The sequence below is a fragment of the Bradyrhizobium stylosanthis genome (assembly GCF_001641335.1).
In the GTDB taxonomy this organism is placed as follows: Bacteria; Pseudomonadota; Alphaproteobacteria; order Rhizobiales; family Xanthobacteraceae; genus Bradyrhizobium; species Bradyrhizobium stylosanthis.
Window position 1 is genome coordinate 67886 of sequence record NZ_LVEM01000010.1, and the last position, 15126, is coordinate 83011.

The following is a 15126-nucleotide window of genomic DNA, read 5'->3' on the forward strand; positions in this document are numbered from 1 at the left end:
TGCACAGCAACCGTCCCCCACAACGGGTCTCCCGATGTCGACTTCCGGCCCAATGGAAGGTTCTTCCGATCGACGGCAACGAAGGCTCCTGATCGTGTTGGTCTTGGGCTTCGTGGTCTTCGGCGCCGCAACCGCCGCCCTCTTCTACATGCTGCAGCCCGAGACCCTCCGGATCGCCGTCGGCCCGTCAGGCAGCGAAGATGACCAGGTGGTCCAGGTGATGTCTGAGGCGTTCGAGGACGAAAGCAGGACGGTCAGGATTTCGCCGATCACGACCGCAGGAGCGGTCGAATCCCTCGCCTTCATGGGGGCCGGCAAGGCCGACTTAGCTGTCGGCCGCAGCGACCTAGCGATGCCGACGGACGCGCAGACGCTGGCGGTCCTGCGGAAGAACTTTGTCGTCCTGTGGTCGCCCTCCGGGCGGCCGGGCAAGGATTCAAAGAAAAAGGCAGGCGGCAGGATCGGCGAGATCGCCGATCTGGTGGGGCACAAGGTCGGCATCATCGGAAGGACCGGCGCCAACGTAGCGCTTCTGCAGACCATCCTGGAGGGTTCGGGCGTGCAGCCGGACAAGGTGGCCACGGCTCAATTCGGGACCGAAGAGATCGAAAAACTCGCGCAGGACACGACGCTGGACGCGTATCTCGCGGTGGGTCCCCTCGATAGCAAGATCACGGCCGCGGCAATTGCAGCGACCTCCCGATCGCGTGGAGCTCCGAAGTTTATTCCCATCGACACGTCCGAGGCTATCGCCCTGCGGCATCCCCGCTACGAAGCCGAGGAGATACCCGGTAGCGTCTTTAATGCGAACCCAGCTTGGCCCGAGGACAAGATCGACACTATCAGCGTGAACCATCTCATCCTGGCCCGAAAGGAACTGTCGGAAACCAAAGCGGCCGCCTTCTACCGGCAGCTTTTCGCGGTCCGCGACACCATCACGCAACGTGTTGCCGGCGCTGCGCACATCACGAAGCCGGACACGGAGAAGGAGGCGGAGCCTTCCGTGCATCGCGGTGCTGCGGCGGTAATTAATGGGACCGAGCGGACGTTTCTGGACAAATACAGCGACTACTTCTGGTTCGCCCTGCTTCTTCTTTCCGGTGTCGGTTCGGTCGCCGCCTGGCTGCGTCGCTACCTAAACCGGGACGAACGGAATGACAACGACAGCCATCGCAACCGCGTTCTCGCAGTAGTCTCCGACGTTCGAAAAGCCCGATCCGAAGAGGAACTGCTGGCATTCCAACGCGAAGTCGACGCGATCATCGGCGAAACCCTCACCGGCTACGACGATGGAGCGATCGAACAAGAGGACATGACCGCATTCGCTCTGGTCCTTGAGCTGTTCGACCATGCTGTCGCCGAAAGGCGAGTGGCGCTGCAAAGCGATTCTGTCGATCAAGCAAGGGCTCCTGGGCCAACGCTCGCTTCTCGGCGATAGGCCCATCGCGCCCGAGACTGGCGCAAGACAGTCGCGCCGCGGCGCGCCCAGGAGAGACTTCCTTTTAGGAACAAAACCGCAAGACCATGCTTGAGCGCTAGAGGAATTGCGACATGAAGGCCTCGCGCTCTGCTTTTTGTTGGCAAACATGCTTCCCCGTCCCACTTACGCCCAAAGCGGTGGCGGCGGAGGCTCTTGGGTCGGTGGGTGCGCCTCCGGCGCTCGTGGCAAGTGCGTTCTCGCCCTCAGCGGTCGGTGTCGGCGACAGGACAGGCCCTTCAAATCGGCCGGCAAAGGTCAGTGCACCTAGTAGCGCGACAGTCGGCTCCCTCGGAATGGCGCAACCTAGCATCGGTCCTCGGACGCGCAAGAGACCCGATACCGGCAACTGCGTCCAGACGCCAGGTACTAACGCCGCAACCATTGCGACTTCCTCGGACTCGACGGGTGCCGCAAAGCAAACCGCACCGGCAAGCGGGATCGGCACGCCGACAACTACCGATCAGCGTGACAGCGATGCCACGATTGATCAGGAGAACACAAACGCCGACCGGACCGTGGAGAAGATTTGCAAAAATTGATGATTAACACTGTCTTGATTCTTCTCATCGGGCCGCTACTCCTCCAGCCACTCCAGGCGAAGGGCAAGCAGCGCAACTCGCAACGGGAAAGCGGATCGGCGGCCGAACATAGCGCTCCCCCGAGAGCGGTCAAAGATTTGCGGGATCCGGCCGACCGGGCACTGGAAAGAAAAATCAAAAGTATCTGTCGCGGCTGCTGAATTGCAGAGACCGACAAGCCGCTATTCCCCGTCACGGGCCCACAACCGCGATGCCTCGTCCGGTTGGCCGGTGCTGTCTTGGCTCAAGAGGCGTTCGTGCTGGCGCGGGCTTGCAGGCCGCAAAGGCTGATGAGCCAAGACACTGATCGAGGCCTACAAATCCTGCGCGCGTGTGCTTGTTGTGCCGCCATCCTCTCCAAATGGGACAACTCAGTACTTGCGTTGAATGACTTGGTGTGGCTGGTTCTTATGTCAGACCGCCAAGTTGGGCTCGCCATGATCCATTTCGATACCATGTTGACCTACGTCGTGGTGGTTTTAGGTCTCTTCCTCATTCCGGGGCCCGCTGTCCTTTTGGTGCTCGCGCGCTCGTCCGTAGGGGGACATCGCGTTGGAATAGCCACCGGTCTCGGCATAGCCACCGGCGATATGCTTCACACTGCTACGGCCACGCTCGGATTGTCAGCGGTGCTGATGACATCCTCTCTCGCTTTCAGCCTGATGAAATATGCCGGTGCTGGCTACCTTATCTATCTGGGTGTCCGCGCGCTGATGGAGCGCGGTCAAGACTATCAATTGACGCAAACGCGTCTGATCGACGCACCCCTCGCCTTCCGACAGGCCGTGATTGCCGAAGTGTTCAATCCGAAGACCGCGCTCTTCTTTTTGGCCTTCCTGCCTCAGTTCGTGCGTCCCGAGCGAGGCTCTGTAGTCGCGCAACTCGCGGTTCTCGGCCTGGTCTTTGTGATCATGAGCGCAATCTACACCGCTCTGATCGCTCTCGCCGCTGGCCACGTCGCCGGCTGGCTGGCACGTCATCGGAGCGTCGGTCGCTGGCAAGGCCCCATCATCGGCGCGATCTACGTCGGTCTCGGCGTTCGCATGGCTCTGCAGCAGAGATAGTCAAATCGAGTCGCAGGAAACGAACAGGCCGCTGCGCCCTTCAAACTTGTGCATGAGCGTCTCCGGTCGGACCTTGCTCAAGTCGCGGGCCTGACGCTCGCGCCTCGCCCTGCTATCCAGAGTAGGGCTGCGACCGGATCAAGATGCGCGGATCTGTGTTCGTCGACGCGGAACACGCAGAAGCCGTCGTCGTGCCAGTTCGCTGCGACTTCTTCCCGCGCGGATCTGAACCGTCGATTTGCCTTGAGTTACCGGTGCCGGGGGCGGACTAATCGAAACTGGCAGCGGATCGGCAGGACGCTGCTCCATGAGGTCCAGTACGGCGCGCCCCTTGTCGGTGATCTTCCAGCCGCCGCTAATACGTTCAATCAATGCCTGCGAAAAGATGTCGAGGCCCGGCACCCTGGCAGCGAGACGCTTGGTACGATCCGTCCACTCGCGTCCGCTGGTCGCGAGAATCGCCATATCCCGCTTGAGATCCTCCATGGTGGCAAATCCATCCGGATAGCTCACCAAGACCTTGAGGACCGTCACCTGAAAATTCACCTCGCACTCACGACTAGTGTCGCATAACCGAGGCTTCAGCGAGCGCCATCGAACCCGCCTGACGGAGCTCGTCTAGCGAAGTATGTCCACTTGTCGCAGCTTCCAGGAGCCTCGAAGCCACGAGAGTGCGAGCGCCAATCTCGCGGCGGGAGACGCTTTCACAGACTTCTTCGAGGACGGCGCGCAATAGCCTCGTCGTGTCGATATCGAACATGGGAGGCCACCTTCAGCCGAAAGACCTCACTCTACACCAGTCATCGCCGAGCAAGATTCAACATTGTTAATAATTGTGCGACTACCAGTCAAAAACCTTGGGCCCGGCCACGCTCGCAGTCAGCGTCAGCAACTCGCTTCGCCGGCCGGCTCTACTTTGCAGTTCCGGGTTCAGCCATCTTGCGGTGCTGTCGAGCCAAGATCTCGTTCGGGGTTACATTGGCGATCGTCGACTGGATCTTGTTCTTTGCCCCCGTCACGACGTCAGACTCGCCGCGCAGCATCGCATCGAAACCGGCGCGCGCGACCTCGCGCGCGTCGTCCTTCTCCTGGGTTCCGACTTTGGTGTCCATCATGTCGGCGCGCCGGAAAAATTCCGTCTCAGTCGCTCCGGGCATGAGACAGGTCACGGTGACGCCGCTGTCGCGCAACTCCTCTCGCAGCGCGAAAGAGAAGGAATCGAGGAACGCCTTGGAGCCGTTGTAAGCGGCCTGGAAGCTTCCGGGTGCAAAGCCCGCAATCGAACCGGTAATCAGGATACGTCCCGAGTTTCGCCTCAGCATCGCGTTGCCGACGCGATGGATCAGGTAGAGCGTTCCGGTGATGTTAGTGTCGATCAGGCGCCTAATCCGATCAAAATCCTGATCCAGGAACGCACGGCCGAGCCCGACGCCGGCGTTGGCCAATAGCGCGTCGACCGGGCGATCGCCGATCGCAGCGCAGAGCTTGTCGACACCGTCAGTCGTGGCGAGATCGGCCTCGACTGCCTCGACGTTCGTCCCGCTAGTGCGAAGCTCAGCTGCCGCCTGCTGGATGGCAGGTTCGTTCGCAACGATGACGAGGTTGAAGCGATCTTCAGCGCTGCACCTCGCGAGTTCCAGGCCGATACCTGTGGAGGCGCCTGTGACGACGGCGAGTTGGTTGGCGGGCATGGCAATTGTCCCTTGAGGTTGAGATGATGGTGCCCAATCACCTGGCCGATATCTCGTTCCTAACTGCGAGGCGTCAACCGGCCAACCAATTAAGCTGCCGCACAGCAACCTTCCCGCCCTCCTCGACTTAAACTGTTCGTATTCAGCCGGAGGACAACATGAAGGCACTAGTCTGGCATGGCAAGGAGGACATAAGGTGCGACACCGTTACCGACCCTGAGATTCAGGATCCGCGAGACGCCATCATCAAGGTCACCAGTTGCGCCATCTGCGGCTCCGACCTCCACCTCTTTCACAATTTCATCCCGGGGATGCTGCCGGGTGACATTATGGGCCACGAGACCATGGGCGAAGTGGTCGAGGTCGGCTCCGGCGTCGACGGCAAACTGAAGAAGGGCGACCGCATCGTCGTACCATTCACGATCATCTGCGGCGAATGCGACCAGTGCAAGCGCGGCAATTTCTCCGTCTGCGAGACAACCAACCGCAAGAGGCATCTGGCCGACAAGGTGTTCGGGCACGCGACCGCAGGCCTGTTCGGCTATACCCACCTCACCGGCGGCTATCCCGGGGGCCAAGCCGAATATCTGCGCGTGCCGTTCGCCGATGCCACGCACATTAAGGTGCCTGCCGGCATTCCGGACGAACAGCTGCTGTTCCTCAGCGACATCTTCCCCACCGGCTGGCAGGCCGCAGTCCAATGCGACATCACGCCGACCGATACAGTCGCGATCTGGGGCTGCGGCCCGGTGGGCCAAATGGCGATCCGCAGCGCCATCCTGCTCGGCGCCAACCAGGTGATCGCGATCGACTGCTTGCCCGAGCGGCTCAGCATGGCGGAAGCCGGCGGTGCCACTACGATCAATTTCGAAACTGAGAGCGTCCTGGAGCGGCTCAAGGAGCTCACCGACGGTAGAGGGCCGGAAAAATGCATCGACTGCGTCGGCATGGAATCGCATGTGATCTCCTCGCTGCCCGACACGCTACTCGATCGCGCCAAGCAGCTGGTCATGGTCGAGAGCGACCGGCCTCATGTGCTGCGCGAGATGATCTATGTCTGCCGGCCCGGCGGCATCATCTCTGTGCCAGGCGTTTATAGTGGTTTCTCTGACATGCTGCCGATGGGCGCCTTCATGAACAAGGGCCTGACGATGCGGACGGGCCAGACCCACGTCAATCGCTGGACCGAGGACCTGCTCCGCCGCATCGAGGATGGCGAGATCGATCCGTCCTTCGTCATCACCCACACCGTCCCTCTCGAGCAGGGTCCCGAGATGTACCAGGTGTTTCGCGACAAGCGGGATTCTTGCGTCAAGGTCGTGTTGAAGCCCTGAAGGAGCGACGCCAATGTTTCATTTCTCGAACATCGTACGCACCAAGGGCGATCCGAAAATCGTCGAGAGCGGGCCAAGCCTGAAGCGTCCGGAAGACCAGCTTGCCCGCGCACTCGGCTGGTTCAGCATCGGTCTTGGCGTCGTCGAATTCTTCGCGCCAAGGCGCGTTACGGAAACGCTGGGCATGGAAGGGCACGAGACGCTAGTTCGTGCCTTCGGGGTTCGTGAAATCCTCTCCGGCATCATGTCGCTGTCGGTCGACAAGAACGCCGGCCTGTGGGCCCGCGTCGGCGGCGACGGCCTGGATGCCGCCGCTCTGCTCTCCGGATTGACCTCCGATAATCCTAGGAAAGGCAACATCGCGTTGGCGCTGCTGATGGTCGGCGGTATCGCGATGCTCGACTACCGCGCCGCCCAGGACACCAAGCCACGCCGGCCACCTCGCGATGCCCGGCGCAAGCTGTACCCGAATCGCAGTGGATTCCCAAAGGGCATCGAGAGCGCGCGAAGCAAAGCCAGGCAGATTCCATCGCATGCTGCCGCGGGGCAGAGTTGAGTTGGTGCCACGCGAGCATGACGAGGTGAAGCAAAACGATGAACGTCGATTCGCACGATGAAGGGGAATGGTGGCGATCCGCGGTCATCTACGAGATCGCGCTGATTTCTTTCCAGGACTCGAATGGCGACGGCAAGGGCGACCTTGCCGGCCTGATCGCACGCATCGACTATCTGAAATGGCTGGGCGTCGATGCAGTCTGGCTAACACCGATCTACAAAAGTCCGTTCCGCGATCTCGGCTACGACATCTCCGACTATCGCGTCATCGACCCTGCCTTCGGCTGCCTCGACCAGTTCGACGAACTCCTCAAAGCCCTGCACGCTGAAGGCATTCGGTTGATTCTCGACCTCGTCCCCAATCACACCGCAAACGACCACAAATGGTTCGTTGAGAGCAGCAGCTCACCTCATCGCGCGAAGGCCGACTGGTACATATGGGCCGATGCCGCCGAGAACGGCGGGCCGCCCAACAACTGGATGAGCCGCTTTGGCGGCAGCGCCTGGGAATGGTGCGAAGCGCGGAGGCAATACTATTATCACTCCTTCCTGGTCGAGCAGCCCGACTTGAACTGGCGTAATCCGCAGGTGCGTGCCGCGATCGCGGAAGTCATGCGCTTTTGGCTCGATCGCGGCGTCGACGGCTTCCGCGTCGATGCCAGCGCGGTCCTGATCAAGGACGTGCTCCTGCGCGACAATCCACCCAACCCGGACGCCGCGGGCAAGCCGCCGCCGCAGCGCCACACGCCGGTCTTCACCGACGACAGGCCGGAAACCATGAATTGCATCGAGTTCATCCGGGAGGTAATCGACAGCTATCCCGCGCGTCTGCTCTGCGGCGAGGTCCAGGGCGAGACCGATCGCATCGGGCACTTCTACGGCACGGAGCGGCCGCGGTTGCATCTGCCGCTCAACTTTGCGCTGCTCGATGCCTCATGGGAAGCGCTGTCGCTGCAAGCGGCGATCGATGCTTATTTCAACGCCCTGCCGGAGCACGCATGGCCGGTCTGGGTGGTCGGCGGGCACGACAAACAGCGTGTAGCCAGTAAGATCGGTGAGGCCCAGATGCGCGTGCTGGCCATGCTTCTGATGACGCTGCGGGGGACTCCATTTTTCTACATGGGCGACGAGATAGGCCGCAAGCGTGTTTCCATCCCGTCCGACCAAGTACGCGATCCCTTCGAGAAGCTGGTGCCGGGATTTGGATTGTGCCGAGATCCAGAGCGCGCTCCGATGCGTTGGGACGACAGCCCCCATGGCGGTTTCACGACGGGCATTCCATGGTTACCGCTGGAGCGCGATTGCGGGCTTAACGTAACCGCGCAGCAGAGCGACGATCACTCGATCCTGATGCTGTTTCGCGGGCTAATCGCGCTGCGTCAAGAGCAGGAATGCCTGCGTCAGGGCCGTTACGTACCTCTACGATCGCGCGACGATGTTCTTGCCTACAAGCGGACCAGCGCCACAAACGAAATCCTGGTCGCGCTCAATATCAGCGCCGAGCCACGGAAATGGCATTGGCAGGGCCGCTACCGCCTGCTGATGTCGACGTATCTGGACCGTTCGGCGCAGACCCTGCCGGAAACCTCGATCCTGCTTCGACCTAATGAAGGCGTCGTCATCGCGATCGATATCGGGTAGTCGACCGAGGAACCATCCCCACGCGTAGGAGTCTCACCAACATGTCCGGCGCCGATCTTCCTGCTGCCGGAGAAGACCGGATGGACCCTTTGGCCGGCGCTCATCCGTCCTTCAGGGGGTCAGCGGCGTGAGCTCGTACGCAAGCCATGGGCAAAACCAAGCAGGCGGTCGGTGAGATCATTGGAGATCAGTATCTGCACGAGGACGGCAAGATGCAGGCGCAGCTTCTCCGCGACCAAAACGACAAACCAAGCGAGCTCAATCCGTTCAAGAAGCTCGACGAACCCTCGTGAGTGCGGCTACTCCGGCCGTTACTCCCGGTGAGCCGGCCGAGGCAAACGCAGCGGCGCGGAGCCGGCGGAGATCCCACTGGATCGCGACATTCCAAGTCGGCCTAATCAGCAGCACGTTTTCGACCGTCGTCAGTCAGCTCTTCGCGGCGCGAATCGGCCGCGATGCTGCGGTCGATTGGATGACAGTTGCGACTATCCCGGTGCGCGACTGGGCCATCACCGCAGTGCCGTCGTGGAGCGCGGTTCTCACCGGCATCGCCTTTCATCAATGGGCAGATCTTTCTTGGGCGCTGGTCTTCTTCGGCTTGCTCGGGCGCTGGACGGCTGATCTGCGCCCGCTGACGATACTTGTTCTCGCGCTTCCCTGGGCGGTTGTCTCGTCGCGCATGGAATGGTTCCTGCTAGTGCCGATGTTTCCGTTCTGGCAGCCGCTCTTCACGCTGCAGCAACCGTACTGGATCGGGCTGCTTGTTCATGGCTCGTCGACGACCATGTATCCCCTGTTCGCTCGGTTGCGCTGGGCTCGAGGAAAGGTGCCGGAGCATGATGTGCGCTTCACCAACGCTTGGTCCAGCGGTGCGCTTATCGTCATTGCAATGCTCGCAATTGTCGCCCTGTTCGGCGACCACGGGTACGAGTTGCCGTGGGTCGGCCGCGACAGGGATACCGATCAAACCTATATCCGCCACATGACTACACACCACGCTCAAGGCATCGAGCTGGCGCGGCTCGCCGGTGAACGCGCCCAGGATCCGCATCTCCGCAAGCTCGCGATGCTGATGGCCGCGAGCCAAACTGGTGAAGGCCGCATTTTCGAAAATTGGTGGCTAAGCTGGTTCGACACCGAGATGCCCGACTGCAAAACGGAAGAACGCGCCGCCATGCCGGGCTTCCTGTCGCCGGCCGAAGTGCGCCAAGTGAAGGCCGCGCCGTCAGACCAATTCGACGCCACTTTCATCGAAATGATGAGCAAGCATCACAGGGGAGCGGTCGAGATGGCCGATCAGATGTGGCACAGCCGCGGGGATCCGCGCTTGCGCATCATGGCCCACGCCATACGTCACCAGCAACAGGGCGAGATCGCATTAATGCACCGCACGAGCGGCCTCGCTGCGGTCGCCGCAGCCGTCAGCAACATGCTCAGTGACAACGTCAATTAATCTCGGTCAGCGCCTCGTAGTTTCCTGACCTGAGGCGGATGAATTAATCGGGGTAACCGCTTCCGCCAAAGAAGATCCATTCGTCGGCCTGCCTGAGCCCACGGGCTGGACTGTCACTCATCCCCGCCACAAGAACGGCGCCAGCTCTCGGACGCTCGCATTATAGAACTGATCAGACTCTCGGCTAGTTTTGCAGGCGAAGATTTCGGCTGAGGTCGACCGCGTGCTCGGCATCTCGAACCTTCTTCAGCAACGCTTCTCTCTCTGACCCGCGTGCCAATTCCGCACGTGTCTTCAAGTCCTCGGCAAAATGCGATAACCGATCTTCGAGAGTGTCGACCTGCTTGAAACGTCTACGCTTCGATCCCATCGCACGATCCTTTCGGTACAATGAGTACAGATCTACGACTGCCGGCCAATAACAAAGGTTAGGCGGTACCGCGAAAGCTTGATGCAAAGGATCTCGACACCGATAAGTGCCGATCTCGATACCACTATGTCGCTGTACGGATAGAGCTTGTTACGGACTGCACTTGCAATCTACCCGCCGCACATCGAACGCATTCGGATTTCCGAGAATGCTTTTGCCTATCGGCCGAGTTCAATAGGAACGGCTAACCGAACTGCTGATTGTCATCTGCTGGCTCATTGCGGGCTGGCAATGCGGCCCCGGTCCACCCCCCTCTCGGTGCGGCTTGGGGCCGCCCCCTTGCGAGAAAACACTTGAAGCAATTCGATGACAACGACGTCCGCAACCGCGCTTTCCTGCTGTGGGAGCGCGCCGAAAAGCCCTGCGGAAAGATGGACGAATTTTGGTATGAGGCCGAGCGACAATTGGAACGGGAACGCCTTCTCGAACTGGCAGCTGCCGGTTCGGCTCTGACCGATTAATCTGCTCTAGCGTTCAGTCCGAGGCAAAACCTTCTATCTTTAGCCGTCACCTGGATCCGTCAGAAAGGGCGGTGAAGAAGCGCTAGTGCTGAGAGACGGCCCCGGCTCAACGAGGATAGGTTTTTGTAACCGGAGCCGCCCGCCAGCTCGGAGGCGAGCCAGCACACCGACAATTGACGTCGCGAACGTACGTTCCTACCAGTGAGGCGGCCAGGTGGGCCCCGCCCTTAGTTCAACTTTCGGCGCAATTTTTTGGTAATCTCCCTGAGGTCGGCCGCGTATTGCTCGATGATCTCAGTTCTTTTGGGGGCTGCAGGAAAGCTGGCTAATTGAGTTCCATCCGCGCGTACAACAGTTACTTCTTGCCCGGCGCGAGCGGCAATTTTCTCCGCAAGCTCAAGCGCGGCCAGATCGTCAGCCAGATCGAGAATGATCAAGCGATAACTATTGCGAGTAGGCCTGCTATCCATCGCAGCGGAATAGCCCAAGTGCCTGCAACCAGCATTAACTTACGATATCTCCGACGACCTCGGACACAACCGGACATAGCGACAGCAGAAACGTGGAGTCCCTAGGCCTCCGAATGTACGCTGATCTCTGCCGAATGATTCGGCAGGGAGAGTAACAATGGCAGTCAACAAGCCTACGGGCGACAACACCAGGAAAGGCGCGGTGAAGACGCGTTCTCAAACCAAGACGACCATCGGCGGTGCGAGCGGATGGACGAAGCGCAACCAATCGTCAGGTGAGTTCATGGCGGTCAAGAAGCCAAAAAAGACGAAGAAGGCTGCGAAGAAATTCAAAGGTGTCCGGGTCGAAAAGAAGAAGGCCAAAAAGGCGGCTAAGAAGAAGACTGCAAAAAAGCGCTAACTCGGCGGACCTTGGGCGAAGGCTTCAAGTGCTATCGCCCACTTTTTCACCTCTTGAAGCGGTAGAAAGCCGCTCCAATTGACCCGCCAGCCCAGTTAGCGTTCTCGCGATATTTCTCATCAGGAAGCCGCGCTCGGAAGATGTGCCAACGAGCTGGGAAAGATTCCTATATTCAGTAGCAAGTTCTCTGCATTTCTCTGCGGTAATCATCATCGGTTCCTACCGAGCAAACGATTCAAGATTGCCGCGGTGCTGCAGGCGAAAATGCCATTCTTAGAGGTCCAGCAATGTTTAGGATCGCTTGACCGGAGCGCTTTGCGGAAGTCTCGCCTCACTTTAAGGCTCGCCAGTATCCGACCAGCGCGCGCCATTCAAGGAAGACAATAACCGCACCGACGAGCACGGTCCCGATCGCAGCCATCAGCAAGATCATTCCCAACATCGAATCCACTCGCGTAGCGAGGTTTGCAAAGTACCAAAGTGAACAGAGGTTCCAATCATCCTTTCGGTGGCTTCTGAATGCCAGATGATCGGGTCCGGAAAAAGCCAACACCCCGCAAGACCTGGTGATCGCGATCTGCGAGCGACGAAGCATGGCATGCTTCAACTCGTCCGCGACGTGCGATCTCTCGGTGGCTTCAACAACAAGTCCCGCAATCAATTCCCGTCGACTGGTGAGGTTCGCCTCCGAAAGTGGAGACTAATCTAAGTTAAGAAGATGGTCCTCATCGAGCGGAGATGTGAGACAGCCCCGGCTGGCAAGGTCGTTGGGGACAGGCCGAGGCCGCCGCTCCGCCAACTCGGCAGCCAAGTCGATGACGAGACCAACACGACCGGAGGAGTGCCCTTCAGGGCGACGCGTGGTCAAAAAAGGTCTCAACCCGTGCGATGAAGAAACGCAGCTCGCTCTCTTGCGAGACAGCAAAGTGGGCATACGGGACAAGGCGGCAATCCTGCTTTCTCTGCTCAAGCTTGACGTCTGGCGAGAGCGCGCTGCGGCCTCGGGTCCGACGCGCGGAAAGCAACCAATTCGACTCTATCCTGTTATTGCCGGCACAGTCACTTGTAGGGAGACAAAATATGTCACGTCTAACTTTGCTGGCCACAACCTTGCTGATACTTGCGTCTGCGCCAGCCAGCGCTCAGTCGCAGCCCGCGCAAAGCGGACCGGGCAACAACGCGGTCAACAACTCCAATCAGAACAACTCGAACGCTCCGGTCGCGGGCCGTAACAGCTTCACCGAGGGCCAAGCGAAATCGCGGATCGAGGACGCGGGATATTCAAACGTCTCCGGCCTGCAGAAGGACAATGACGGCGTCTGGCGCGGCAAGGCCGACAAGGCAGGCGCCAAAGCGGACGTCAGCGTGGACTTCCAAGGCAATGTCAATCCCGCAAAGTAAGGAGAAGATAGCATGACGATCACCATCTCTCGCCTCTACGACAACTATTCCGATGCCGAGCGGGCAGTCACCCGGCTCGAGAGCGCCGGTGTGCCGCACTCAGACATCAGCATCGTCGCCAACAATTCAGACAATTGGTACGGTTCACAGAGGGGCAAAGTCGACCGTGACCGCGACGGTGTCGACGATCGTGCCGAAAGTGCCGGCGCCGGTGCCGGCATTGGGGCCGGCATCGGCGGCGCGGCAGGTCTCCTGGCGGGCCTCGGCATGTTGGCCATACCCGGTCTCGGGCCGGTCGTGGCTGCGGGATGGCTCGCCTCTACGGCCGCCGGCGCTGCCGCGGGCGCTGCAACGGGTGGCATCGTCGGCGCGCTCACCCAGGCCGGCGTCTCCAAGGAAGATGCATCTCGCTACGCGGAAGGCGTTCGGCGCGGTGGCACGCTCGTCTCAGCAAGAGTCCCCGATGCTGATCGCCCACGCCTGGATGCACTGCTCCATGAAAGGTCCGTCAATTTGCAGGACCGGAGTTCCGCTTGGCAGAAGGCGGGCTGGACCGACTTCGATGCCGCGAGCCCGCCATTGTCTCCGGAGGATATTGGCCGCGAGCGCGAACTTTACGGCGCTCCTGGGCGCCGATCAGACTTGTGATTTTTAACTCTGAAAGGCCCCGTACCCGCGGGGCCTTCGTCTGCTGGGCCCCCAGATCATGGCGCGATACTACTTCGACCTAAGAGATGGAACGGAGCTATTTCCGGATGAGGAGGGCGTCCAGCTGCTGACGCTGCAAGCTGCCGAGATGGAGGCCATGCGCGCCTTGGGCGGGATGGTTCAACAATTGGAGCCGAAGGCGGAAGGTCGGGATATGGCGATTGAAGTGCGAAATGAAGATGGGCCGTTGTTTCAGGTCGCGCTCGTGTTCGCGATCAGAAGACCCAAGCACTAGCTTTACCCCGGCGCTCGGGACCGCCACGCGCGCCTTCGGGATGATCATCGATAACGCGGACGGGGAAGGTGCTCCTCCGGTCGTGTTGAAATCGTTACCGACTTGCCGCGAGCGGGCAAAGCGGCCCGGCGCGACATCTCCCTCACTATGCCACCGGGCCGTATCTCTTAGCCAACGCGCGCCGCTATGAGTGGTAGAAGGCGACTTATTTCATTTTCCGCGAGCCGACGTTGATATAGAAAATCGGCTTTCTTGTTTGATCGGTTACTCCCAGGGACCACTGCTGCCCCGGGCGAAATCTGCCATCGACGTCCCTCAGGACTTCCCCGGCGAAGATGGTTGCTTGATGCCAAGCTGCTTCATCGTCGCGCAGATCCTCGACTGAGTCATCATCGCTATAAACGTTGAAGAAGTACCTCGGCATGGCCTATTAACATAGGCTAACGAGCGGAGTTCCTCTGCCCGGCATAGCAGCTCCCTCATTGGTTGACGCCGGCAGCCGGCGATCCCTGGCCCGCGACGATCTCGCTCGACGCTCTACCCGCGAGTTCGACCACCGATCGCCTCGCGCGACCGCGCGCAGGTCCGGTTTGGCGTCCTTGCGCGAATTCGTGCCGTACCAATCAATCGGTACTCTCCCGGGGTGTCCTATTTCGTTTCCTTTAATAAATCCGACCAACGATAGCGTGCCATGATTCGACATCTTGACCATCAAGCAGAAGCTCTCGCTGCGATGAGAAGAGCCATCAGCGCCACCAGCTCGGCAGAGCGCGAGAAGTGGCTGCGCATCGCATTGGCGTGGAAAGACTTGGCGAACCTAGTGAATCAAAATGGTGTAGCGTGACGAAGTTCGCAACGAGCCGCCCCCTTGCCGATCCTGAGGCCGCAGCCCGCAAGCTGGTCGAGATCGCCGGCGCCACGCCCGCCGTTCAAGACGGCCGGATTTACATTGAGCGGATCAACTCGCAATTCGTTGCGCTGCTGAAAGGCAGTAAGGGCCATCCGGAGTTCGGCAACGGCATCCGGTACGCGGTCGAGCGCGGCTGGCTGGAGTTGCACGAGAGTGGGACCTATGTCCGCTTGGCCCCGGCCGGCAAGGACCTGCTCGGAGCGTAGGAACCGCGAGTTCGGCTCGCCGTTTGTCTGTCGCTGGCCCGCCGCCGGCCCGGCAGAGCGGCTCCGGCCTATCCCCGTTAAGAACCCCCCAGCCGGAGCCGCCTCGCTT

19 protein-coding genes are annotated in these 15126 nt (G+C 60.3%); 13 read left to right on the forward strand and 6 right to left on the reverse strand.

Features of this window, described 5'->3' with window-relative positions:
- Positions 1-34: 34 nt before the first annotated feature.
- A complete protein-coding gene (locus A7X65_RS39585; protein WP_063694827.1) occupies positions 35-1438 on the forward strand; it encodes a TAXI family TRAP transporter solute-binding subunit in 1404 nt (467 codons plus the stop codon).
- A gap of 1057 nt (positions 1439-2495) precedes the next feature.
- Positions 2496-3122, forward strand: a complete 627-nt coding sequence (locus tag A7X65_RS39590; protein WP_063694867.1) for a LysE family translocator — start codon at positions 2496-2498, stop codon at positions 3120-3122.
- A 138-nt stretch (positions 3123-3260) separates the two neighbouring features.
- On the opposite strand, the gene A7X65_RS39595 is transcribed toward A7X65_RS39590, so the two are convergent.
- Both A7X65_RS39595 and A7X65_RS39600 read right to left on the reverse strand, forming a co-directional pair.
- Entirely contained in the window at positions 3261-3668 is a 408-nt protein-coding gene (locus tag A7X65_RS39595; protein WP_063694828.1) for a hypothetical protein, read from the reverse strand.
- Positions 3669-4033: 365 nt separating this feature from the next.
- Complete coding sequence (locus A7X65_RS39600) at positions 4034-4813, reverse strand: SDR family NAD(P)-dependent oxidoreductase (RefSeq protein WP_063694829.1); 780 nt, start codon at positions 4811-4813, stop codon at positions 4034-4036.
- A gap of 158 nt (positions 4814-4971) precedes the next feature.
- Here A7X65_RS39600 and A7X65_RS39605 point away from each other — a divergent pair, with 158 nt between their 5' ends.
- From A7X65_RS39605 to A7X65_RS39620, 5 genes are all read left to right on the forward strand, one after another.
- Entirely contained in the window at positions 4972-6147 is a 1176-nt protein-coding gene (locus A7X65_RS39605; protein WP_063694830.1) for a zinc-dependent alcohol dehydrogenase, read from the forward strand.
- Positions 6148-6160: 13 nt separating this feature from the next.
- Positions 6161-6703 carry a hypothetical protein gene (locus A7X65_RS39610; protein WP_063694831.1) on the forward strand — a complete coding sequence of 181 codons (543 nt, stop codon included), beginning with the start codon at positions 6161-6163 and terminating at the stop codon, positions 6701-6703.
- Positions 6704-6741: 38 nt separating this feature from the next.
- Positions 6742-8343, forward strand: coding sequence for an alpha-amylase family glycosyl hydrolase (locus tag A7X65_RS39615; protein ID WP_063694832.1), 1602 nt, complete (start codon positions 6742-6744; stop codon positions 8341-8343).
- Positions 8344-8489: 146 nt separating this feature from the next.
- Positions 8490-8636, forward strand: a complete 147-nt coding sequence (locus tag A7X65_RS41225) for a CsbD family protein (RefSeq protein WP_082885242.1) — start codon at positions 8490-8492, stop codon at positions 8634-8636.
- Positions 8637-8815: 179 nt separating this feature from the next.
- The gene (locus A7X65_RS39620; RefSeq protein WP_245324076.1) at positions 8816-9796 is read left to right on the forward strand and encodes a DUF305 domain-containing protein; all 981 of its coding nucleotides are present in this window, start codon (positions 8816-8818) and stop codon (positions 9794-9796) included.
- Positions 9797-9980: 184 nt separating this feature from the next.
- Here A7X65_RS39620 and A7X65_RS42385 read toward each other — a convergent pair whose 3' ends face one another.
- Positions 9981-10166: a hypothetical protein gene (locus A7X65_RS42385; RefSeq protein WP_145658293.1), complete on the reverse strand. Its 186-nt coding sequence runs from the start codon at positions 10164-10166 to the stop codon at positions 9981-9983.
- Between the two features lie 353 nt (positions 10167-10519).
- Between A7X65_RS42385 and A7X65_RS41230 the strand changes: the two genes are divergently transcribed.
- Positions 10520-10687 (forward strand): DUF2934 domain-containing protein, encoded by a 168-nt coding sequence (locus A7X65_RS41230; RefSeq protein WP_082885243.1) that lies wholly within the window; start codon positions 10520-10522, stop codon positions 10685-10687.
- A 227-nt stretch (positions 10688-10914) separates the two neighbouring features.
- Here the strand turns inward: A7X65_RS41230 and A7X65_RS39625 are convergent, their stop codons facing one another.
- Positions 10915-11124, reverse strand: coding sequence for a hypothetical protein (locus A7X65_RS39625; RefSeq protein ID WP_063694834.1), 210 nt, complete (start codon positions 11122-11124; stop codon positions 10915-10917).
- A 190-nt stretch (positions 11125-11314) separates the two neighbouring features.
- Here A7X65_RS39625 and A7X65_RS39630 point away from each other — a divergent pair, with 190 nt between their 5' ends.
- Positions 11315-11557, forward strand: a complete 243-nt coding sequence (locus tag A7X65_RS39630) for a hypothetical protein (RefSeq protein ID WP_063694835.1) — start codon at positions 11315-11317, stop codon at positions 11555-11557.
- Positions 11558-11888: 331 nt separating this feature from the next.
- Here A7X65_RS39630 and A7X65_RS39635 read toward each other — a convergent pair whose 3' ends face one another.
- Entirely contained in the window at positions 11889-12152 is a 264-nt protein-coding gene (locus tag A7X65_RS39635; protein ID WP_156528455.1) for a hypothetical protein, read from the reverse strand.
- A 485-nt stretch (positions 12153-12637) separates the two neighbouring features.
- On the opposite strand from A7X65_RS39635, the gene A7X65_RS39640 reads away from it, so the two are divergent.
- From A7X65_RS39640 to A7X65_RS39650, 3 genes are read left to right on the forward strand one after another with little or no spacing between them, the layout of a single operon-like run.
- The gene (locus A7X65_RS39640; RefSeq protein WP_063694837.1) at positions 12638-12958 is read left to right on the forward strand and encodes a hypothetical protein; all 321 of its coding nucleotides are present in this window, start codon (positions 12638-12640) and stop codon (positions 12956-12958) included.
- A 12-nt stretch (positions 12959-12970) separates the two neighbouring features.
- On the forward strand, positions 12971-13606 hold the full coding sequence (locus tag A7X65_RS39645) for a hypothetical protein (protein ID WP_063694838.1): 636 nt from the start codon (positions 12971-12973) through the stop codon (positions 13604-13606).
- A 58-nt stretch (positions 13607-13664) separates the two neighbouring features.
- Positions 13665-13901, forward strand: coding sequence for a DUF6894 family protein (locus A7X65_RS39650; RefSeq protein WP_063694839.1), 237 nt, complete (start codon positions 13665-13667; stop codon positions 13899-13901).
- Between the two features lie 205 nt (positions 13902-14106).
- Here A7X65_RS39650 and A7X65_RS43970 read toward each other — a convergent pair whose 3' ends face one another.
- Complete coding sequence (locus A7X65_RS43970) at positions 14107-14325, reverse strand: DUF6894 family protein (protein ID WP_063694840.1); 219 nt, start codon at positions 14323-14325, stop codon at positions 14107-14109.
- 416 nt (positions 14326-14741) lie between these two features.
- Between A7X65_RS43970 and A7X65_RS39660 the strand changes: the two genes are divergently transcribed.
- A complete protein-coding gene (locus tag A7X65_RS39660; RefSeq protein ID WP_063694841.1) occupies positions 14742-15017 on the forward strand; it encodes a hypothetical protein in 276 nt (91 codons plus the stop codon).
- Positions 15018-15126 lie beyond the last annotated feature (109 nt).